We start from the raw sequence: 21,389 nt of genomic DNA on the forward strand, positions 1-21,389 counted from the left end.
GCCATGACACCCCTTCGCCGACATGCCGTTCTTCGGCGTGTAAAAGATATTACGCTTAGTGCTACGCTTAGTCTGGCGTTGCTCAATGGTTCGGCCCTGCTTCAAAGCTGTAGTAGCAATAGCTCAGATGATGAGCAGACAGAGCAAACCGAAACCCATTTCAAACAGGGCGTTCGAACCTTTATTACCGAAACGGCACCCGGTAACTTCAAAATTACCGATGAAGTCCAGGCCGATCCTGGTCAGGCGGGAGCCATTGTGAATTACTACGACGGTCACCGCGATACGTTGAGTGTTGCGGCAGCAAAGAAACTTGTTGAGTCGGACGAATCGACCCGAACGTACCTGAATAATCCAAATGGCTACCAGCACCACAACGGGTTGGCCAACGTACTGCTTTGGGGTGGTTTGGGCTACATGCTCGGTCGGTCTACGGCTCCTCAATATCGGAACGATGAACGTCGGTATGGGGCTGGTGTTTACGCAAATCAGGGCCTTTACGATCGTTCAAATCAGGTGCGCGAGAATGTGCGTACCTCTCGGGTAACGCGTACCGTTCGGCCATCGGGTGGACGTAGCGGTTTCTTTGGCGGTGGTCGCAGCCGGGGCTTCTCATCCTGAGTTGATTGGGTAATGGGGCAGAAGACGAGTTGCTTACCGTAATTTCAACAGGTTTAGGCAACTAATTGACCATGCGAAGCCGTTATCCAATTACTTTATAGTCAATAACATGAATCGGGAAAAGAATTGGGAGCGGCTGCGGAAAGAAACATTTGATGTGTGTATAATTGGCGCTGGCGCCAGTGGTGCCGGAGCCGCTTTGGATGCCGCTTTGCGAGGTTATCGCGTTGCCTTAATTGACCAGGGCGATTTTGCTGGTGAGACCTCTTCCCGTTCTACCAAACTGATTCATGGTGGCGTCCGATATTTGGAACAGGCCATCAAAAAACTCGATCTGGCCCAATTAAAGCAGGTTCGCCACGGGCTGGCCGAACGCCGGACGGTCATACGGAACGCTCCTCATCTAGCGCATCCGCTGGCCATATTGACGCCCGTTTTCAGTTGGGTCGAAGGCATGTATATGACCATTGGTCTGACGCTCTATGATTTTATTTCGGGCCATGATTCGTTTCCGAAGGGCCGTTGGCTCAATAAAACGCAGGCACTCGACAAAAGCCCGAGATTGACGCGTCAGATGCACTCCGCCGTCCTTTATTACGACGGTCAGTTCAACGATGCCCGCTACGCATTGGCACTCACACACTCGGCCGACGAAGCCGGTGCTGCTGTGCTCAACTACGTAGCACTGACGAATTTTGGCCATGAGGGCAAACGTATCAAAACGGCGACTGTACAGGACCAGATCACGGGTGAGACAATTGATGTGAAAGCGAAAGTGTTTCTGAATTGTACAGGCCCCTATTCTGATGCTGTTCGTTTGCTGGCCAATCCAACGCTTGACCAACGGATTCGACCCAGCAAGGGCGTTCATATTGTGTTGCCGCGGGAAACGCTGGATAGTGAGTATGCCATACTGATTCCTAAAACCGAAGACGGGCGGGTTGTATTTGCAATTCCATTCGGCGATAAAGTCTTTGTTGGGACAACGGATAACGATTATGCCGATCTGAAACACGAGCCCGTTCTGGAACCTTCCGAGGTTGATTATCTGCTCGAAACATTACAACCTTATCTGGACAAAACACCCGATCGGGCGGATGTGCAGGCGGGTTTTGGGGGTATTCGCCCGTTGATTGTGAGTAGCCGTGCTGATACCAAAACCCTCCTGCGCGACCACGAAGTTGAACACGACGATACATCGGGCTTGTTGAGTTTACTCGGCGGAAAATGGACAACATACCGATTGATGGCACAGGATGCGATTGATCGGGTGGCTGAGTTACTGAAAAGTTCGGTACGTAGCACGACCGAAACCCACTATCTGGTTGGGGGCGAAAACTACCGTTTCGAGGATTGGCAGACACTGCAAAAAAAGTATGATCTTCCGGCCGATGTATGTCAGCATTTAATGCGAACCTACGGTAATCGTGCCGAACACGTAGCAGAGCTAGCGCAACAGAACCCTACCCTGGCTGAAAAGTTGACCGACAGTCAGCCGTTTATACAAGCCGAAGTCGTGTATCAGGTGCGGGAAGAAATGGCCGTTACGTTACGCGATGTACTGGCGCGACGGTGGCGACTCGAACTCTCCGACTGGAAATTAACCGCACAACTCGCCCCGCAAGTAGCCGATTTGATGGCTACTGAATTGGGTTGGAATGATGCGTATCGAATCGAACAGATTCAGGGGTATCAACGCTTGTTAGCATCGTTTACGAAACAGGCCGGACTAACTCCCGAACGATCTGTATTTGCATAGTTTGAAACATCAAAAAAGCACCCGGATATGTTTGTCCGGGTGCTTTTTGATATCCATCGAACAAGACATTGTTACCAGGTTCGTTTGCTCATTACTTTATCTAATTCAGGTTTGGTCATGGCGCCTAACTCGGGGTGCTGGCCAAGCCATTTAAGAAACTCAGTTTTGATATCGTCTGGCCATTGGCTGTCGATCTGGCCGGTTGTGTAGCGTCCTGATTTGACCATTTCAAAGCCAAACTGATCTTTGCGGGTTACAAACTCGCACGTAGTGATTACCTGTTCGGCCATGTGAGCGGGCACAAAAAGGACACCTTCCCGCTGGGCTATCACCAGATCGCCGGGCAAGACCATCACATTCCCGATGCGGATCGGAGCGTTTAACCCCATCAGGACCATTTCTTCCAGGAACGACGGGTGGAAATCGCGAACAAAGGCATTAAACCCTTTGATGTTCTGTAATTCCTGCAAGTCTCTGGCAGCCCCGTTGAACACGACACCGTTGCCCGTTTTGCTGAAAATGGCATTTCCCAACGTAGCACCCATAAGGGTTCCTCCGCCAATTTTGCCAAAGGCATCAGCAACATATACATCGCCTTTGGTCAGGATTTCGATCGGCCAGGTATTCGTATTGCCTTTTCGGCCTTGTTTGGTTGTTCCGCGCTCTTTAATGGCTTTCTCCACATCCGGTCGGGTGGGCATGAACATCGCCGTAACGGCCCTTCCCGTTACCGGTACGTCGTCTCTGATTAGTTTCCAGTTACCCTCAAACTGGTTCAGGTAGCCTTCATTTTTTAAAACCGTCCAGGCATCATCAATGCCTATGTTTTTGGCTCGCTGGACTAAATCATCGGAAATCTTGGGTCGGCCATCTGGAAACCGCTCACCTTTCCACTCCGATGTTAAAAACATCAGTTCGTCTTTCGGAATGGTTTGGGCGAACAAAGATCCTGCGACACAAAGGTTCAATAGGAGTGAGAAGACAGCGTACTTACTGATCATTAGGCTGAAATTTGATTAATGATTGAACTTAGTTGATACAGCGGAAACGCAGATTTTCTCAATGCTCTCTGTGTCTGTCTCCGTTCCCCTGTGTTAAAAAAACAAGGTTAATGGCCCTCTTTCGCCAGATAGGCATCTATGTCTTTTTCGGTGATAGCTAATTTCTTCGGATACTTGCCTACCCAGGTTCTGAATTCACCTTTGATTTTGTCCGACCAGTCGCCGTGTATTTCGCCGGATGGATATTTTCCCTGCTGCAAAAGTACACGTTCAAATTCGTCACGTAGCGCCGTCATTTCAGATGCAGAAACCAGTCCTTCAACCAGATGCGCCGGAATGAACACCGTGCCATATTCATTCGCAAACACGGCATCGCCCGGTATCACGGTTACCTCGCCGATGCGAATGGGTGCATTGATCGACGTAGGGGTCATGTCTTTAATGTAAGACGGGTCATGCCCCTTTACCCAGGCATTGAAGCCTTTCGTATCTTTCAATTCCTGCATGTCCCGCACCGAGCCGTAAAAAATTACACCCTTGCCCGTTTTTCCGTAGATGGCATTTCCCAGACTTGAGCCGATCAGCGTACCATCTTTTATCTTGCCGTAACCATCGGCTACGTAAATATCGCCCTTCGTTAAGATGTCAATTGGCCAGATGTTTATACCGCCCTTTTGGGAGCGACCTTCGGCTTTGCCCTGCGCCCGTACGAGGCTGTCGAGGTCGGGGCGAGTCGGCATGAACTGGGCCGTCACGGCGCGGCCGGTCATGGTCTCACCGGGTTTGAGAATTACCCAGTTTTTTTCGACCTGATTGCGGTATCCTTTCCTGCCCAGATACCCCCAGATTTGCTCCAGCGTACAATTTTGCAGTCGTTCCAGAACGATATCGGGAATTTTAGGCCGACCATCCGGAAACCGTTCGCCTTTCCAGTCGGCGGTTAGCGCTTTAACGTATTCAGGCGATGAGCCTACGCGTTGGGCCTGGGCTACAAAGCTCCCCGAAAGAGCGATGACGGCTAATGCTGCAAGTGTTTGTTTTATCATTGCTTTAGGTAAGGAATTGACGATTCTGTGGAACGTAAGAAAGAAAGGGTTTTGCGGGTAGTTCTTCTTAAAAAGACCACAGAATAAGTAAAATACTGGTATTCCCTACTTACATATGTGTTGGATTCTCACAATCAATCTGGGCCTGTTTTAGCGCTACGTTGCCCAAAATTCTGACCTGGTTCCAAACGAAAATTCCGTACCTAACAGTTGTAAATCCCTGACTTTTTCTTTACCATGAAAAACATCTTCTCCCGATTGTCAGCACCCGGCAATCCCTCCGACCGCCGTGACTTCCTGCGTAATGCCGGATTAGGTGGTCTCTCACTCGGTCTAGCCTTCGATAAGCGTCCGGATGAGGAACTGGAATTTATCACGCAAAAGGTAAGCCGCTTTGCCAAACCCTCCGAATTGAAAATTACGGATTTGCGCGTTGCCGTTTTGCAGGGCGTACCGTTCAGCAGTCCAATTATTCGGATCGATACCAATCAGGGCCTTGTTGGCTGGGGCGAGGTGCGCGATGGGGCCAGTGCGAACTACGCGCTAATGCTCAAAAGTCGCTTGCTGGGTAAGAATCCGTGTAATGTCGAGCAGATATTCAAGCAGATCAAGCAGTTTGGTGGTCAAAGCCGTGCGGCTGGTGGTGTTTGTGGCGTTGAAATGGCATTGTGGGACCTGGCGGGAAAAGCATACAACGTACCGGCCTATCAACTATTGGGGGGTAAGTACCGTGATTTCATCCGGCTGTATGCCGACACGCCCGAGTCGGATAGTTATGAGGGATTTGCCGAAAATATGAAGAAACGCCGGGATCAAGGGTATACATTCCTGAAGATGGATTTCGGCATCGGTATGCTGGCCGACCAGCCGGGTATGCTGGTCAATGCCAATAACTGGAGCGTAAGAAGGCAGTGGAGTGATGCTGAACCGGGTAAACTGGGTAATTATGCGAACACAAAGCACCCCTTCACCCGCATTCAGGTCACGAAAAAAGGACTGGATCGATTAGTGGAACACGTGGGTAAAGTTCGGGAGATTGTGGGCTATGATACGCCACTGGCTGCCGATCACTTTGGCCATTTTGACGTTAATACGGCCATTCAGATTGGGAAAGCGATGGAGCCGTTCCGACTCGCCTGGCTCGAGGACCTTGTTCCCTGGTTCTATACCGACCAGTGGAAACAAATTTCTGATGCCATCGACACGCCAACCCTAACAGGCGAAGATATTTTCCTGAAAGAAGGATTTATCAAGCTGATCGATGCGAAAGCTATTGATATGATTCATCCGGATCTGGCCTCATCGGGCGGCTTGCTGGAAACCAAGAAAATTGGTGATTACGCCGAAGAAAAGGGCATTCCGATGGCCATGCACTTTGCCGGTTCGCCAATCTCGATGATGGCTAATGTGCATTGTGCGGCTGCTACCGAGAATTTTGTTGCGCTGGAACACCACGGCGTCGACGTAGCAGGTTGGGAAGATCTCGTAACAGGTATAAAGCCAATCGTTGAGAAAGGTTTTGTACGCGTACCTGACAAGCCAGGTCTTGGCGTTGAACTGAACGAAGACGCAGCCAAGAAATTCCTCAAAAAAGGAGCAACCTGGTTTGCACCAACCGATTCGTGGAACACCAAAGATTCGGCTGACCGAGAGTGGAGCTAGAAAACGTATTAACCGCTTAACAAAATGCCGCTGGAAGAGCTTCTTCCAGCGGCATTTCGTCAAGGGGTTAGCAAATTTTCCAAAGCCTTGGTCAAGTCGGCATATTTATACAAAAAATCGGTTTCTTCACTGATACGTTTGTTCAGGACGTAGTTACCGCCCGTTACAACGATGGCCATTTCACCGTACAGGAGTTTAATCGCAAACGTCGGGATGTTGGGTAATAGCAACGGCCGATGCAAAGCCTGAGCAATGGCTCGCGTAAGCGATTCATTCGTGACAGGATTGGGTGCAACGGCATTATAGATACCCTGCCATGACGGCTCTTTGATGGCCTGAATGTAGAGTTGACAGAGATCGTCGAGGTGAATCCATGAAACGTATTGCTGCCCCGATCCAATGGGTGCGCCCGCTCCCAGACGGATGGGCTGGACAAGTTTAGGCAACGCACCCCCGTCCATGGTGAGAGCGACACCTGTGCGAAGCTTTACGGTACGTATTCCCTGGGCCGCTATCTGATCTTCTGCCCGTTCCCACGCCCGGACTACCTGCGCCAGAAAATCGGAACCGCCCTGGCTGGTTTCGGTCAGGGGTATATCGTTGGTATCGCCACCATAATACCCGATGGCTGATGCGCCAATAAAGGATTTAACAGCATGCTGATTTTTGGCTAATGCCTGCGCCAGCAATTCAGTTGACTGAGTACGGCTATTCAGAATTTCATCTTTGCGTTCATCGGTCCAGCGTTCGTCGGCAATTCCCTCTCCGGCGAGGTGGATAATATGATCCGCCGTGGCGATGGCTTGTGGATCAATATGGCCTTTTTCTATATCCCACTGGTAAACCCGTACATCAGGAATAGACTTCGGAGACCGGCTCAATAACGTTACGTGGTACCCTTGTTGTTGAAGCAGTTGCGTTAAGCGACGACCGATAGAACCGGTGCCACCCGTGATTAATACTGTTTGGTTCATAGGCTGGTTAAGTAAGTTCGTACCTAAACAACCCGGTTATGAGGCTTACGGTTTGTTATTTTTGGTAAGTGTCTCGCAAACCTGCTCACCAGCTATACCTCCCATTCCTTCGGCAAGCCCAGTTGCCGGGCGTAGTGAATGAGTATTGGTTAAGAAACTACAATTTTTCGGCTATCGAGTATGTTCAGTACGATTACTTGGCGCTCAATTACAGCGTAATAGATTATGTTGTATGGCTGTAATGGCAGTTTACGAACAGCCGTCAGGTTGTCCAGCCTTCGCCCAATGAAGGGCATAGTTTCCAGAATACGTAGCTTACTATTTATTGTATCCGTGAATTTATCGGCTACTGAGAAGCCAAACGCGTCTAACAAATACAAGGCAATGAGCCGGTAGTTTTCTTTAGCCTCATCCGACCAGGCTATTGTGTAATCCATTGCTTCGCTTCGTTGGCTACTACGTCATGTGGCGTTGGGGAACTGGTTTGTGTCAATGATAGTGTCTGTTCTAACTGAGCTAATAGTTCGGGCGTTTCGATGAAAATAGTTGTACGCTGACTGATGAATTCACTTACCGTTAATAGTAAATCCTGAACGTCCTGTGGATCATCAAGACGGTCAATTTGTTGATGTAAGATTGACTTTAAATCGGCAGTCGCCATAGTCTTAACGTTTTATCAAATATAAACCATAAATATTACAAGTCCCATTCCTTCGGCAAGCCCAGTTGCCGGGCGTAGTGTGACGGAGCCGTGTAGTGCACCCAACTCAGCAGTTTATTGATCTCGTCGGCAAATTCAACGTAGTAATCAGGATCGAGTTTAGTCGCTTTTTTTAAGACCTGTTCGGTACGTTTGGCGATGTATTCGGCGGCTTTATCGGAGCGGGAATTGTATTTCTGAAGCAGGTGGGCGTTGTTCTCGTAGAACGTATTGAGCATATAGAGCATCAAATCTACTTCGCCGTATTTGTCTTTCGTAACTTTTAAATGCCGACTGATGTAGCCGCTCACGGTGCGCATGTCCATCATCAACCAGCCGGGCGTATCGGCGTGCAGATTGGCCGTGCGGTCAATGAACGCCCGAATCATACTACGTCGTTCGTCAATGGTTTTACTTTCTTCAACCAGTTCGAACTGGAGCCGTTCTGTCAGCACGGCATCCTTGGCGATTAAACGTAGCAGTAGCTTATCTTTTTCCACGCCCGGCATTCGGACAATGGCTTTTTTCAGGTCAGGATCGAGCGCAGGCATTTAAACCAATGATGAATGATAAATTATAAATGTAAAAATACTTCGCTATAAGTCATCATTCATCATTCATCATTCATCATTCATCATTCATTTACACTCCTACCGTATCGCCTTCATCGGTTCGGATTTTGTCTTCGATGTAGGTTATTATCTGAATAGCAATATCGACACCTGTGGCGTTTTCAATGCCCTCCAATCCGGGTGATGAGTTGACTTCCAGCACCAGCGGGCCGCGTTCGGAAGGAAGCATATCGACACCAGCGACTTTCAGGCCGAGCGCGCGGGCCGCCTGAATCGCGGTTTGTTCTTCCTGAGGAGTGAGTTCAATCGACACTGCATTGCCGCCCCGGTGAATGTTTGAGCGAAAGTCCCCATCAAGTCCCTGCCGTTTGATGGCGCCCACGACGCGCCCGCCTATCACAAAAGCCCGGATATCCGACCCTTTGGCTTCGGCAATGAATTCCTGAACCAATACGTTCTTTTTCAGGCCGTAAAAGGCTTCGATGGTTGACTTGGCCGCTTTGGTTGTTTCGGCCAGTACGACGCCAATACCCTGCGTTCCTTCCAGCAGTTTTATGACTACTGGCGGACCGCCAACGCGCTTGATTAACTGCGTAATATCACCGTTTTTGGGGTGGTTGGCAAACATGGTTTTGGGTAAGCCAACCCCCGCTTTCGATAATACCTGCAAGCTGCGTAGCTTATTGCGGGAGCGCATAATGGCCTGCGACTTGCCGGTTGTGAAAATATTCATCATTTCGAACTGACGGACAACGGCACAGCCGTAATCGGTGACGGAAGCACCAATACGTGGCACAATCGCGTCGAGCGCGTCGAGTTCCTGTCCTTCATAAAGCACTGAAGGTCTGCCGCCTTCAATCATTACCTGGCAGTTCAAATGATTGACAATAATGCCTTCGTGGCCGCGCTGACTGGCCGCTTCGAGCAGTCGCTGAGTCGAATATAAATTCGGATTGGCCGATAAAATGGCAATACGCATAAAAGTGGTTAGTCGATAGTCAAGAGTCTTCAGTTATCGTAAGTCTTGCCAGTAATACTAATCGCTTTCTTTACTGACGACTACTGACTGTTGACGATCGATTTTAAGCTGATAGGATAAATTTGTGTACGAAACATCGACGATGAACCGATTGCGGAGCAGCTTCCGGCCTAACAGCACTGGATTCTTGAGATGCTCCCGGTCGGCAAGGGTAAATTCGGCCAGAATGGTACGTCCAAACAAGACAATTCTAGTTTTGATAACGTAGCGCAGTTCGGCCACGCCGAATGAATTACGAATCATTCGTTGGCTAAACTGATCGCTATAAAATTGCCGGGCCGGTCCGCCTGATTTGTCGATCAGCCAGAAACTTAATTTCTTCCGAAGTCCGGTTCGCACTAACTGAACGTCTTTACAGTGCAAAGCAGAGGTAAAGGCCCCGGTATCGACTTTGGCCTGCACATCGAAAAGCTCCAGGTCGGGAAAATCGACAAGGTCCGTCATGCCGATAACCTGCTTGGGTTTAGGTGTTCGGTCCTTCATAGTCTTTCAGGTTGTCGCTACGGTATTCGGTTTTAAGTATACAATGGCTGAAGCCAATCAAAAACTGAATAGCGTAAATCGTTACATGCGAATTAAGCGGCTGAACGTGAGAGACATATCAAGCATGATCATTTTGGCCCGAGCGTTACGTTCGAGGTGATAGGCCGCTTCGTTAAGGTCAGAAACGATGCGTTCGATATGCTCGACGGTAAGGACTTTAACAAAATTTTTTACGAAAGCCATTTCGTCGTCGGGTAAGCGCAGGAGTGCACCGGCACCTTGCTGCCATAAAAATAAATCGCGGTACAGGCGGATGCTGTAATCGAGTAACCCCTTCTGTTTTTCCTTGCTGAAACTGTCAAACTGGTCGGCCTGTTTAACCAGCGCTATTAAATCCTGCCGGTAGCAGGTACGCATCCAATCGGCAAACCAGGTATGCTGGTCCGTTGAGTGTGTTTCCTGCTTACTCAGGTTCAGCGCTTCTGCCAGATTACCGTCGGCCAGGTAAGCCACGCGCCGGGCGGTCGTTTCGTCGAGGTTCAGGTGCTGACGCAGGTACGTAGCAACTTCCTCATCCGTAAAGGCCCGCACCGCAACCCGTTGCGTTCTCGACAGAATGGTGATCAATAATTTGTCGGACTGATTCGTGACAAGCAAAAAAAGTGTCTGAGCCGGGGGCTCTTCCAGTACTTTGAGCAGCGCATTGGCCGACGTTACGTTCATCAGCTCGGGGAGCCAGATGAGCATGATTTTGTAGTTTCCTTCGTAGGATTTCAGGGATAACTTCTGCAAGATACTACGGGCTTCCTCCGCCGAAATATTGCCTTGTTTGTTATCCGCCCCGACGGTTTCGAGCCATTCGGGCAACGTGCGGTAAGGTTGCTCAAGCAGGAATTTCCGCCAGTCTGTCAGATACGCTTCCGATGTTTTTCCCTTGGCCAGATTCGCTACCGGAAAGACCATGTGCAGATCGGGATGCACGAGTTTCTGCATCTTCACGCAGGACGCGCACCGGCCGCAGGCATCGGCGTCGGGCGTGCCAGCCTGTTGCTTATCTTCACAGTTAACGTACTGAGCCAGCGCCATGGCCAGTGCCAGGTTGGCCCCGCCCATGGGTCCATCGAACAGCAGTGCATGAGCAAGGTGGTTTGTCTGTACCGCCCGCAGCAGCATCTGCTTCGTTTCTTCCTGGCCGATAATTTCGTTGAAAAGCATAAGTTGTAGAACGGACAAGTCCGTCTGACGTAGTACGTCGTTCTGCTGATTGGCTAGCTATAGATCATTCATTGGGTTGAATGAGGTAAACGACCGCTCCTGGTTGAAAATTTCCCTTAAAATGCGTTCTTCCACCTCATTAAAATCCATATCACGCCGTTTGAAGGCCTCTCTGGCGACATGAATGGCTTTTTCAAGTCGATACGTTGTAAAGCCGTCGCTGGCACCACCCCAGGAAAAGGACGACACAAACTTTGTCTGGAAGCCGCTCCCAAACACGTTTACGCTGACACCCACCACCGTACCCGTGTTGAACATGGTACTAATGCCTGCTTTAGTGAAATCGCCCATCATCAGTCCGCAGAATATCCGTCCTGTATCCTCAAGCTGGCGGGTAGGATACGAATAAAGCTTAACGTTACTGTAGTCATTTTTGAGGTTCGAATTGTTGACATTGGCACCCAGATTGCACCATTCACCAATGACCGAATTGCCCAGAAAACCGTCGTGCGCTTTGTTGCTGTAGCCGAAGAAAATCGAGTTGCCTACTTCGCCACCCACTTTGCAAAAAGGGCCAATTGTCGTATTACTGCGCATTTTGCCGCCCCAATTGACCGTAGAGCCTTCGCCAAGGGAAAACGGCCCGATCACAACTGACCCTTCACTGATGGTCGCATTGCGGCCAATGTAAATTGGCCCGCCTTCTGCGTTCAGAATTGACCCATGTATGGTGGCTCCAGGTTCCACAAAAATATGTTCGGGGGCGTAACAGCGCGTAAACGGATCAGTTATTGGTTCAGATTGTCGTCCGGCGGTGAGTCTGGCGAAATCGGCGCGAATCTGATCCCCGTTGTGGACAAAAATATCCCATGAATTTCGCACGATTGTCAGTGGTTCCGCAAACGTGTGGAAATCATAATCGTCGTCGATGGCTGGCGAAGCTTCCAGCGGGTTATCAGTACGTACGGCGAGCACGAAGCCATCAGGCATAATGAGGCCCGCCCCCATTTCCAGCGCGGAAATAGCGTCATGCAGGGCAGGTATTGGACAAATGGCTCCGTTGACATACCAGTTGTCGTTACCGGCCATTTGTGGAAACTTTGTCTGCAAATACGATTCGGTGAGAAAGGATGGGGTCTGGCTTAGTGAGTCGCCCCATTTTTCGGCCAGGGTCTGGATACCAATGCGAATGCCTGCCACGGGTCGCGTAAAGGTGAAGGGCAGCAGCGCCTTTCGGATAGTCGGTTCGTCGAATAAGATCAGGTTAGCCATGGCATGTACCAGTGAAGTATGGGGGCAAATATCCAACCTTAATCTGGAAAAAGAGAACACATCAAACTGTACTTTTACGAAAATATGACGGGCTTAACCACGGAGGCTATTATTCAGCGTATCGCCGATTTGCAGGAAAAATCGGGCCTGTTTCCGTCGGTTCGCAGCAACGCTACGTTAAAGTACCGACGGGCGGACACGAATATATTCTTCACGGCCAGTACCGTCTTTGTGCTGCAAAAGCTGCGTCCGCACGTAAGCGATGGAACAAAATCCCTCATTGACCGGATTCTGGAGCGGGCGGAGAATGCCTATGGGTTGTTTCGCAACAAAGATGGCTTGACTACCTATAATTTCTGGCCAACGTGTCCGTCGAAACACTTCCCAAACGGATATCTATTTCATCGTTTTGAGCATTTCCGAATTCCCGACGATATCGATGATACGGCGATGGTTTACCTGACCATAAATCCATCACGTACGGACCAGCTTTGGCTAAAAAACAAACTGAGTCAGCACGCCAACATGAGTCAGGGACGCCAGATTCAAAATACGTACCCTGATTACCGCGATTTGCGTGCCTATTCGACCTGGTTTGGCAAGAATATGGGGATTGATTTCGATGCCTGCGCGCTGAGCAATATGCTGTATTGCATCTACCAGTTTGACCTGCCCCGCAATCAGCACGATACCGATTCGCTAACCTATCTGCGCGCAATCGTTGAGTCGGATCGCTACGTATCGGAACCGTTTCGATGTGCTCCGCATTACGCCCGTACGTCACTGATTATCTATCATCTGGCGCGATTAATGGCCGCATTCAACATTCCCGAACTGGAACCGATTCGCCCGCGCCTGATTGCCGATGGACAGCAGAAACTGGTTCAGGCCACCAACCGCGTCGAGCAAATTTTGCTGTCAACAGCTTTACTACGTCTGGGTGAAAAAGTGCCAAAGCTGTCAATCGACGGTATTGAACAGGATTTCACTACGTTCAATTTCTTCATTGCGGGCTTATTGACCGCCTACGAACAACCACTGCTACGTCGGTTTGCCGACCGCTCTATCGTACAAATGCGCTGGCAATGCGAAGCCCATTGCTGGGCGCTGGTGGCGGAGTATGTTGTGTTAATGATAAATGATGAATGATCAATTATTTTTTGTAGAATCATTCATCATTCATCATTCATCATTCATCATTCATCATTCATCATTCATCATTCATCATTCATCATTCATCATTAAAGTCCCATGCCGCCATCCACAAAAATCGTTTGTCCGGTAACGTAGCGGCCTGCGTTGGAGCAGAGTATAACGGCCATAGCAGCAATGTCATCGGGTTGGCCCTCCGAATCAATTGGAATGCTCATGCGTTGGCTAATGTGTTCGGGAATGGCGGGTGTTGGCTCGTCGGTGCGGGGCGTATTGATGACGCCGGGTGATAGATTGTTGACCGTAACCCCATTCCGGGCGAGTTGTAGCGCCAGATTGCGAACCGTGTTGGCAACGGCAGCTTTCGTGCCGGCATAGACAATCATGGCCGGGTGGGGTTTCAATTCCTGAACGCTGCCGATGGTCAGGATTCGCCCCCAATTGCGCTCAGTCATGGCTGGTGCAAAGCGTTGCATCAATAAGAGTGTTGATTTCCAGTTAGCGTTAACCTGTTTGTCAAAGTCATCGGCTGTCGTATCGTCCCAATCCTTCGGGAATTGCACCGACGCGTTGATCACCAGGATGTCAATTTCCCTGAACTGTTCAGTAGCTCGCTGGAAGAGATCATCGGCTGCTTTAGGCTCGGATAGGTCAGCACCAACAGTGCCGGATTTTACACCAAATGCCTGAATTTCATCCGCTACCGTCTGCGCATCCTTCTCATCGCTGCGGTAATGAACCAGCACGTTCGCGCCAAATTCGGCGAGTGCCAGCGCAATTGCCTTTCCAATGCCCTGACTTGAGCCGGTTACAAGGGCATTTTTTCCTGCTACGTTGAGTAAGTCCCTGATCATGGTGGTTTACGGTTTTCAGTTCACGGCGATCCGTCGTAAACCGAATATTACAAACCGAAAAAACTGTAAACAATCCCCAAAAATTTAGCCAGCTCGCCTTAATACGTCTTTGTCATATCGGCTGGAATGGCCAGTACGAAGTTAGCCAGATTATCACTCTCAAGCCCTTCGACTTTATGAGTAGGCTTGTCAATATCGGGAATCTCCACCGATGACAGCGTTACGATCTTGAGTGGTCGGGCATTCCCGGTAAGTTTTTGCTGACGCAGATACCAGACAATACCTTCGAAATTCTTGGAGTGATAATCGCCGTTGAAATGCAAAAATGTCTGGCCCGGCTTCAGGTTCTGCAGGATGAAATGGGCCATAGTAGCATCTTTGATCGCTTGGGCGCGGGCGAAATTGGCATTTACGTCTTCTATACCAGCCCTTGTGCTAGTCGTTCCAGAAGATGTCGTGCCTGCGTGGGATGTGCCTGACATCGGACCGCTACTCATCATATCCATCATACCTTTGTAGCCTGGCAGGGTCAGGTCAACCGTTAGTGGAAGTGGAGCCACCTGCTGTTTGCCTTCGCTGGATATCGTATCGAGTGCAGCCAGCCCCTGACGTGAAACCAAACGGGCGTATCGACGTGGTACGTTGGTGGCGATAAATGGGATTTTTTGTTCACGGGCAAAATCAACAATGGGTTTGTAGTCAGTGTCGTAATTGGGCCATAAGCGCGTTTGTACAGCCAGTTCCTTACTCGTTGTGCGTCCCTGAACGTAGTTACTAAGGCCCGTCTGGTTATCCGTTTCAAACATCTCGGCACCCAAAACCAGGTTGCCTTTTCTGGCGTCCTGTAAATCTTTCGCTAGCTGGAGTTCGAGCCAATGGCAAATAGGATTGTTATGCAGTTCGCCGAATAACACGACGTCGGCATCCGTCGCCTGACGAAGCAATTTGGCGTAAGTTGTCGCTTTTAGCGTAGGCGTATACAGCCTGTAGGCAGGTTTATCGGGTCGAAAAGCAAAAGCAAATAAACAAAGCAGAAGCAGCGTACTACGCATCAGATTATGGTTAAATTTGAGTCTTTATCAATTGATAAAGCCGCTGATGGAGAAGGGTCAAAGCGACAATATCGTCTCTGTAACCAATCCTATTTAGAATTGATTACCCGTTCAACTGCCAATTAAGTAACAATTCCGGCTCTGGTGATGGGCGGGACGTTCTAAAGTATCTTCTATTCTAAAACCATGAATCTGTTAGAAACCCTCCAAAAATTTCCGGATTTCGCGACCGTTCCGGATGAACAACTCCAATGGCTTATCGACCGGTCTGAAGAGGTCAACTATCCACGTGAGACGGTACTCTATAAACCCAAAGAACCGGCCGATCATCTGATTCTGCTCCTGGATGGGCGTATCCGCATTGATAATGGGACGAATAGCCTGGGCGACGAGCTATTTATGTATGATCCACATTCCATCATAGGCGTATTACCCTTTTCGCGGATGACGAGCTTTCCCAGCCGATTTGTGACCCAGACAGACGTGCGAATTCTTCGGCTTCATCGGGATCATCTGCTCGGGATGATACAGAATTGTTATGAACTGACGGCATCTCTGGTTCAACAAATGACAAGCCGCATTCGGTATTTTACGAAACAGGCTCAGCAAAATGATAAGCTGGCGTCGCTGGGTCGACTGTCGGCGGGGCTGGCTCATGAGCTGAACAATCCTGTGGCAGCCGTAGTACGTTCGGTCGAAACGCTGAGTACCCACTTGCGGGCAACGCCCGAAGCGTTCAAGACGGTGATGAGTCTCGACCTCACCGACGAGCAGGTAGACAGCGTAAGGGCTGTGTTCTTTAAAAAAATGGACCAGCAGTCAGGTATTGACAAGCATCAGTTGTCGCTGATGGAACGGACGAGTCTGGAAGATGACCTGACCGATTGGCTCGACGATCATGGTGTTGACGATAGCATGGATCTGGCCGGGCCAATGGTCGAATACGGCTTTACAACGGAGGATCTGGATTGGCTGCTGGAAAAAATTGGCGATGAAAATCTGGCGGGTGTGTCCAACTGGATCGTCAATAATTTAGTGACCGAAAAGCTGGTTTCTGACATAAGCGAAGCCTCGAAGCGGATTTCAACACTAATTGGCTCCATCAAAAATTATACGCACATGGACCGGGGCACCGGGAAAGAACAAGTGCCGCTTGCCGAGGGTCTACGTAGTACCATTACGTTACTGAATCATAAAATAAAAAGTAAGCATATTGACCTGACATTGACCATTCCCGACGATCTGCCCAGTGTTTGTGGCTGGGCGGGTGAACTAAATCAAGTCTGGACGAACCTGATCGATAATGCCATTGACGCCTTGCCCGACGGAGGTAAGATCGAAATCATCAGCCAACGTGACCGGGAGTTTGTACTGACCAAAATCATCGATAATGGAACGGGTATTCCCGAAGATATTCGGGACAAAATATTCGAGCCATTTTTTACGACGAAGGAAATCGGCAAAGGCACAGGACTTGGCCTGGACATTGTAAATGGTATTGTTGAGCATCACAATGGCTCGATTAAACTGAAATCCGTGCCGGGCCATACCGAGTTTAGCGTATGTTTACCAACTCAATAAAGTTAAACAGTGAAAGAGCGAAAGATTCAATGAGTGTATTGTAAATGCACACGTTGCTTCGTTCATTCACTCCTTGAATCTTTCGCTCTTTCAAACATGAAACTACCAATAATCTTTTCCATTGACGACGACCAACAGGTGTTGCAGGCCATCCAGCATGATCTGCGCCAGCAATACCGAAAAAAATACCGGATTCTTTGCACCACTTCCGCTAAGGAAGCGCTCGATTCGCTACCCGAATTGAAGAAAAAAGGCGAAGAAGTGGCCTTGTTTCTGTCCGATCAGCGCATGCCCACCATGAATGGAGTGGAGTTTCTGTCGCAGGCACGCAAGGTATTCCCGAATGCAAAACGGGCACTATTGACGGCTTATTCTGACATTGATGCGGCTGTTCGGGCCATCAACGAGGTACAACTGGATTATTACATTGCCAAACCCTGGGACCCTCCCGAAGAGAAATTGTATCCGGTGCTTGATGATCTGTTAAGTGACTGGCAGTCAGACTATCGACCTCCTTATGAGGGACTGAAGTTAGTAGGGTACCAATTTTCGCCCCGTTCGCACGAGTTAAAGGATTTCCTGGCGGGCAATTTATTCCCTTATCAATGGCTCGATATAGAGGATGATCCTCACGCCCAGGAATTGCTCGATTTACACGGTATCGAACGTACTGATTTGCCGGTTGTCGTGCTTGGTGATGGTACGGTTCTGAAACAGCCAACTATTGGCGACGTGGGTGGAAAAGTTGGCCTGCAACCAAAAGCGACCCATGATTTATACGATCTGGCCATCATTGGTGCGGGACCGGCTGGATTGGCTGCGGCCGTATATGGTGGTTCTGAAGGGCTGAGAACGATTCTAGTTGATAAACGCGCCCCTGGTGGTCAGGCCGGAACGAGTTCCCGTATCGAAAACTACCTCGGTTTCCCTAATGGACTAAGCGGATCTGATCTGGCTCGACGGGCTATAACGCAGGCGCAACGCTTTGGTGTCGAGTTTCTGGCTCCGCAGGAAGTAATTTCCATAAAGTCGCAGGGGCAATACAAGCATATCAGTATGGCCGACGGCAGCGAAGTCGTAACCCGGTCAATTGTGCTGAGTACGGGCGTAGCGTATCACAAGCTGGAGAACGAAAGCCTGGATAAATACACGGGAGCCGGTGTATACTACGGTGCTGCCACCACCGAAGCCTATGCCTTCAAAGGACGACCGGTGTATATTGTTGGGGGCGGGAACTCGGCCGGGCAGGGCGCTATGTATCTGTCACGAACGGCCTCGGAGGTATTCATTTGTGTACGTCGCAACGATCTGTCGTCAACGATGTCGCAATACCTGATCGATCAGATTGAGCGCACGCCGAATATTACCGTATTGGGTTGCACGGAGGTCGTTGAGGGCTTGGGCAAAGAGCTATTGGAATGCCTCGTGCTGGAGGATATGAATACCAAAGAACGACGTACTGTTAAAGCGGCCGGCCTGTTCATTTTCATCGGCACCAAACCCTATACGGATTGGATCGCAATGGACATTATCAAGGATAACAAAGGGTTTATTGCCACTGGGCGCGATCTGGCAAAATTTGCGGACTTTAAACAGGTCTGGAAACATGATCGGGAACCCTACCTCCTTGAAACGTGTAGCCCAGGTATTTTTGCCGCTGGCGACGTGCGGGCTGGCGCCATGAACCGCGTAGCCTCAGCCGTTGGCGAAGGGGCTATGGCTGTGAGTTTCGTTCATAAATACTTAGCAGAAAACTAAAATGATGTAGGGTATAGGATATATGCGCTGATTGGTCATGCATCATATATCCTACACCCTATATCCTATATCTTCTCATGTCACAACAATCTATTTGCTCTCACCTGGCCGCACTGACGGAAATTCGCACAGCTAAAGAACACGTTTGTGAGGAATGCATCAAAACGGGCGACTCGTGGGTGCACCTGCGCACCTGTCAGACCTGCGGCACGACACTCTGCTGCGATTCGTCGCCCAATAAACACGCCAGCAAGCATGCTCACGCGAGTGGGCATCCCGTTGTTGTCTCGTCCGAACCCGGTGAACGGTGGCTCTGGTGTTTTGTTGATGAACAGATGGTTACATATTGAACAAGGTTTGTGATTTAGCGTTTTAGTGGTAGAATTGTCTATAGACTTTGGTCAGTTCAAAACAACAGACGCTGAATGATTGCCGAACAAACGCTCACCGAGCACTATTACCGCGTACGACTGCATTCCGAAGCGATATGCCGCGGCCTCGAAACCGAGGATTACGTGGTGCAGCCTGTCGCCGATGTTAGCCCGCCGAAATGGCATCTGGGCCATACTACCTGGTTTTGGGAGACGTTTGTGCTCGTGCCGAACGTCCCCAATTACCGGATTTTTCACGAAGATTTCAGCTTCGTTTTCAACAGCTATTACGAAACGGTTGGAAAGCGCGTACTACGTACTGACCGGGGCAACATGAGTCGCCCAACGGTAGCGGGCGTGTATGCCTATCGTGCCTACGTGGACGAGCAGATGAGCCGATATCTGGACACGACCGAACTGTCGCCTGATCTTTACGCGCTCATTGAACTTGGGCTGAATCACGAGCAGCAACACCAGGAGTTGCTTATCACGGATATCAAGTACATTCTGGGCCACAATCCGTTGCTGCCTTCCATTGCCATGCCGGTTCATGAACATCAGGCGCAGCGATCCGGTCAGCCGATACTCATTGACGAAGGTGTTTACACCGTTGGCTATCAAGCTCCTGATGGTCACAAGGCTGGTTTGTTCCACTTCGACAATGAAGAGGGTTCTCACAAAGTATACCTAAACAAAACGACGCTGGCCGGTAATCTGGTTACGAATGAAGAATACCTAGCCTTTATCAATTCGGGGGGGTATCAAAATTTTCGGTATTGGCTTTCTGATGGATGGGCCTGGGTAAAATCAAATACCATTCAGGCTCCTCTCTACTGGCATCAGGTCGATGGCGAGTGGTGGCAGTACACATTTGACGGACTCAAGCCTGTTGATCTGGAGGCACCAGTTTGCCATGTGAGCCATTATGAAGCCGATGCCTACGCCCGCTGGAAAGGCCAGCGTTTGCCAACCGAATTCGAATGGGAAGTTGCCGCCGTGCATTCGGGAGCACAGCAATTCAATTGGGGGTTACGGTGGGAGTGGACGAACTCCGCTTACTTGCCATACCCTGGCTTTATCACCGCCGAAGGGGCCGTCGGCGAATACAACGGTAAGTTCATGAGTGGACAAATGGTGCTGCGGGGCGCTTCGGTAGCTACACCAGAAGGACATTCCCGGCCCACGTACCGCAATTTTTTTCAATCAGACAAACGATGGCAGTTTACAGGAATACGTTTAGTGACTCAATAACCTCGGAGTCGTTAACGGTTAGTCAGGAAACTGACCCGGCTTTGATTGAGGAAGTGCGTACAGGGTTGCAAAAAACACCCAAGCGGCTCTCTTCTCAGTTTTTCTACGACGCGGAAGGCAGTCGAATTTTTGCGGAAATAATGCACTCGCCGGATTATTACCTGACCCGGTCGGAGTATGAAGTGCTGGATACACATAAAGCGGATCTGCTCCGGCAGTTTACGCCCGATAACCGTCCGTTTGAACTGGTGGAGCTTGGGGCTGGCGACGGACTAAAGACGAAGATCTTACTTGGTTTTTTCGAGGATCAAAAGGCAGATTTTGCCTACGCGCCCGTCGATATTTCAGTCGATGCGCTGGAAGGGTTGATCGTTGATATTCGGAAGCAATGGCCTGATCTGCCCTTAAACCCGAGACACAGCGATTATTTTAGTGCACTCGAACAGTTGTCTGATGAATCGGATGCCCGGCGTATCGTCCTGTTTCTGGGATCAAACATCGGTAATTTCGCTCCTGACGACGCCATCGATTTCTATCGCCAGCTCCATGACCGGCTTCAACCCGGTGATCTGGTGCTAACGGGTTTCGATTTACAAAAACACCCGGCCATCATTCATACGGCCTATAACGATCGGCAGGGGCTTACGAAAGCCTTCAATTTGAATCTCCTCCGACGGATCAACCGCGAACTCGACGCCGATTTCGACCTAACGGCTTTCGATCACTACGAAGTCTATAATCCCGAAACAGGCGAAGCCCGTTCGTATCTGGTCAGTCAGAAAGCACAAACAGTTCAGATCACTACGTTGGAGATGACTGTGCCATTTGCCTATGGGGAAATTATTCATACGGAAATCTCCCGCAAGTTTACACGCGCTCAGATTGAGCAACTGGCTCAGCAAACGGGATTTACGGTATCTGGCTGGTTTACCGATGGCAAAGGATATTTTGCGGATGTCGTGTTTGCACGATAAGTGGCAGTTTGATTTTCTGTCACCTGATGTACAGAATACAACAAGCCCGACC

The 21,389-nt window shown here is 49.7% G+C and carries 21 protein-coding genes; 9 read left to right on the forward strand and 12 right to left on the reverse strand.

Annotated elements, in window-relative coordinates:
• The first annotated feature begins 3 nt into the window (after positions 1-3).
• Positions 4-621 (forward strand): Cj0371 family chemotaxis-regulating polar lipoprotein, encoded by a 618-nt coding sequence (locus tag BM202_RS11830; protein ID WP_093826149.1) that lies wholly within the window; start codon positions 4-6, stop codon positions 619-621.
• 109 nt (positions 622-730) lie between these two features.
• Complete coding sequence (locus BM202_RS11835) at positions 731-2,380, forward strand: glycerol-3-phosphate dehydrogenase/oxidase (protein ID WP_093826151.1); 1,650 nt, start codon at positions 731-733, stop codon at positions 2,378-2,380.
• A 71-nt stretch (positions 2,381-2,451) separates the two neighbouring features.
• Here the strand turns inward: BM202_RS11835 and BM202_RS11840 are convergent, their stop codons facing one another.
• Together BM202_RS11840 and BM202_RS11845 are read right to left on the reverse strand one after the other, a co-directional pair.
• The gene (locus BM202_RS11840) at positions 2,452-3,381 is read right to left on the reverse strand and encodes an RraA family protein (protein ID WP_093826153.1); all 930 of its coding nucleotides are present in this window, start codon (positions 3,379-3,381) and stop codon (positions 2,452-2,454) included.
• A 107-nt stretch (positions 3,382-3,488) separates the two neighbouring features.
• Positions 3,489-4,427: an RraA family protein gene (locus tag BM202_RS11845; protein ID WP_093826155.1), complete on the reverse strand. Its 939-nt coding sequence runs from the start codon at positions 4,425-4,427 to the stop codon at positions 3,489-3,491.
• Positions 4,428-4,664: 237 nt separating this feature from the next.
• Between BM202_RS11845 and BM202_RS11850 the strand changes: the two genes are divergently transcribed.
• Positions 4,665-6,089, forward strand: coding sequence for a mandelate racemase/muconate lactonizing enzyme family protein (locus BM202_RS11850; protein WP_093826157.1), 1,425 nt, complete (start codon positions 4,665-4,667; stop codon positions 6,087-6,089).
• A gap of 59 nt (positions 6,090-6,148) precedes the next feature.
• Here the strand turns inward: BM202_RS11850 and BM202_RS11855 are convergent, their stop codons facing one another.
• The 8 genes from BM202_RS11855 to BM202_RS11890 all read right to left on the reverse strand — a co-directional run bounded on the left by BM202_RS11855 (position 6,149) and on the right by BM202_RS11890 (position 12,344).
• Positions 6,149-7,063 carry a TIGR01777 family oxidoreductase gene (locus BM202_RS11855; RefSeq protein WP_093826160.1) on the reverse strand — a complete coding sequence of 305 codons (915 nt, stop codon included), beginning with the start codon at positions 7,061-7,063 and terminating at the stop codon, positions 6,149-6,151.
• Between the two features lie 149 nt (positions 7,064-7,212).
• On the reverse strand, positions 7,213-7,500 hold the full coding sequence (locus BM202_RS11860) for a type II toxin-antitoxin system RelE/ParE family toxin (protein WP_093826162.1): 288 nt from the start codon (positions 7,498-7,500) through the stop codon (positions 7,213-7,215).
• Positions 7,485-7,724, reverse strand: coding sequence for a hypothetical protein (locus BM202_RS11865; protein ID WP_093826164.1), 240 nt, complete (start codon positions 7,722-7,724; stop codon positions 7,485-7,487). The genes BM202_RS11860 and BM202_RS11865 overlap by 16 nt, the downstream gene beginning before the upstream one ends.
• A 35-nt stretch (positions 7,725-7,759) precedes the next feature.
• Complete coding sequence (locus BM202_RS11870; protein WP_093826165.1) at positions 7,760-8,314, reverse strand: hypothetical protein; 555 nt, start codon at positions 8,312-8,314, stop codon at positions 7,760-7,762.
• Positions 8,315-8,405: 91 nt separating this feature from the next.
• Positions 8,406-9,314 carry a 30S ribosomal protein S6--L-glutamate ligase gene (gene rimK / locus BM202_RS11875; RefSeq protein WP_093826167.1) on the reverse strand — a complete coding sequence of 303 codons (909 nt, stop codon included), beginning with the start codon at positions 9,312-9,314 and terminating at the stop codon, positions 8,406-8,408.
• 57 nt (positions 9,315-9,371) lie between these two features.
• Positions 9,372-9,857, reverse strand: coding sequence for an ATP-dependent zinc protease family protein (locus tag BM202_RS11880; RefSeq protein WP_177236564.1), 486 nt, complete (start codon positions 9,855-9,857; stop codon positions 9,372-9,374).
• An 81-nt stretch (positions 9,858-9,938) separates the two neighbouring features.
• Positions 9,939-11,072, reverse strand: coding sequence for a DNA polymerase III subunit (locus BM202_RS11885; RefSeq protein WP_093826168.1), 1,134 nt, complete (start codon positions 11,070-11,072; stop codon positions 9,939-9,941).
• A gap of 57 nt (positions 11,073-11,129) precedes the next feature.
• Positions 11,130-12,344: a putative sugar nucleotidyl transferase gene (locus BM202_RS11890; RefSeq protein ID WP_093826169.1), complete on the reverse strand. Its 1,215-nt coding sequence runs from the start codon at positions 12,342-12,344 to the stop codon at positions 11,130-11,132.
• Positions 12,345-12,428: 84 nt separating this feature from the next.
• Between BM202_RS11890 and BM202_RS11895 the strand changes: the two genes are divergently transcribed.
• Positions 12,429-13,493: a hypothetical protein gene (locus tag BM202_RS11895; protein ID WP_093826171.1), complete on the forward strand. Its 1,065-nt coding sequence runs from the start codon at positions 12,429-12,431 to the stop codon at positions 13,491-13,493.
• A gap of 92 nt (positions 13,494-13,585) precedes the next feature.
• Here the strand turns inward: BM202_RS11895 and BM202_RS11900 are convergent, their stop codons facing one another.
• Complete coding sequence (locus BM202_RS11900; protein ID WP_093826172.1) at positions 13,586-14,350, reverse strand: SDR family NAD(P)-dependent oxidoreductase; 765 nt, start codon at positions 14,348-14,350, stop codon at positions 13,586-13,588.
• Positions 14,351-14,448: 98 nt separating this feature from the next.
• Entirely contained in the window at positions 14,449-15,402 is a 954-nt protein-coding gene (locus tag BM202_RS11905) for a ChaN family lipoprotein (protein ID WP_093826173.1), read from the reverse strand.
• A 186-nt stretch (positions 15,403-15,588) separates the two neighbouring features.
• Here BM202_RS11905 and BM202_RS11910 point away from each other — a divergent pair, with 186 nt between their 5' ends.
• The 5 genes from BM202_RS11910 (at position 15,589) to egtD (ending at position 21,337) form a co-directional block, all read left to right on the forward strand.
• Entirely contained in the window at positions 15,589-16,983 is a 1,395-nt protein-coding gene (locus BM202_RS11910) for a sensor histidine kinase (RefSeq protein ID WP_093826175.1), read from the forward strand.
• 96 nt (positions 16,984-17,079) lie between these two features.
• Positions 17,080-18,741 carry an NAD(P)/FAD-dependent oxidoreductase gene (locus tag BM202_RS11915; protein ID WP_093826177.1) on the forward strand — a complete coding sequence of 554 codons (1,662 nt, stop codon included), beginning with the start codon at positions 17,080-17,082 and terminating at the stop codon, positions 18,739-18,741.
• A 77-nt stretch (positions 18,742-18,818) separates the two neighbouring features.
• Positions 18,819-19,091 carry a UBP-type zinc finger domain-containing protein gene (locus BM202_RS11920; RefSeq protein WP_093826179.1) on the forward strand — a complete coding sequence of 91 codons (273 nt, stop codon included), beginning with the start codon at positions 18,819-18,821 and terminating at the stop codon, positions 19,089-19,091.
• Between the two features lie 75 nt (positions 19,092-19,166).
• Positions 19,167-20,363 (forward strand): ergothioneine biosynthesis protein EgtB, encoded by a 1,197-nt coding sequence (gene egtB / locus BM202_RS11925; RefSeq protein ID WP_093826181.1) that lies wholly within the window; start codon positions 19,167-19,169, stop codon positions 20,361-20,363.
• Complete coding sequence (egtD, locus tag BM202_RS11930; RefSeq protein ID WP_093826183.1) at positions 20,327-21,337, forward strand: L-histidine N(alpha)-methyltransferase; 1,011 nt, start codon at positions 20,327-20,329, stop codon at positions 21,335-21,337. Before egtB ends, egtD begins: the two co-directional genes overlap by 37 nt.
• Positions 21,338-21,389 lie beyond the last annotated feature (52 nt).

The sequence above is a fragment of the Spirosoma endophyticum genome, assembly GCF_900112365.1.
GTDB classification, from domain to species: Bacteria; Bacteroidota; Bacteroidia; order Cytophagales; family Spirosomataceae; genus Spirosoma; species Spirosoma endophyticum.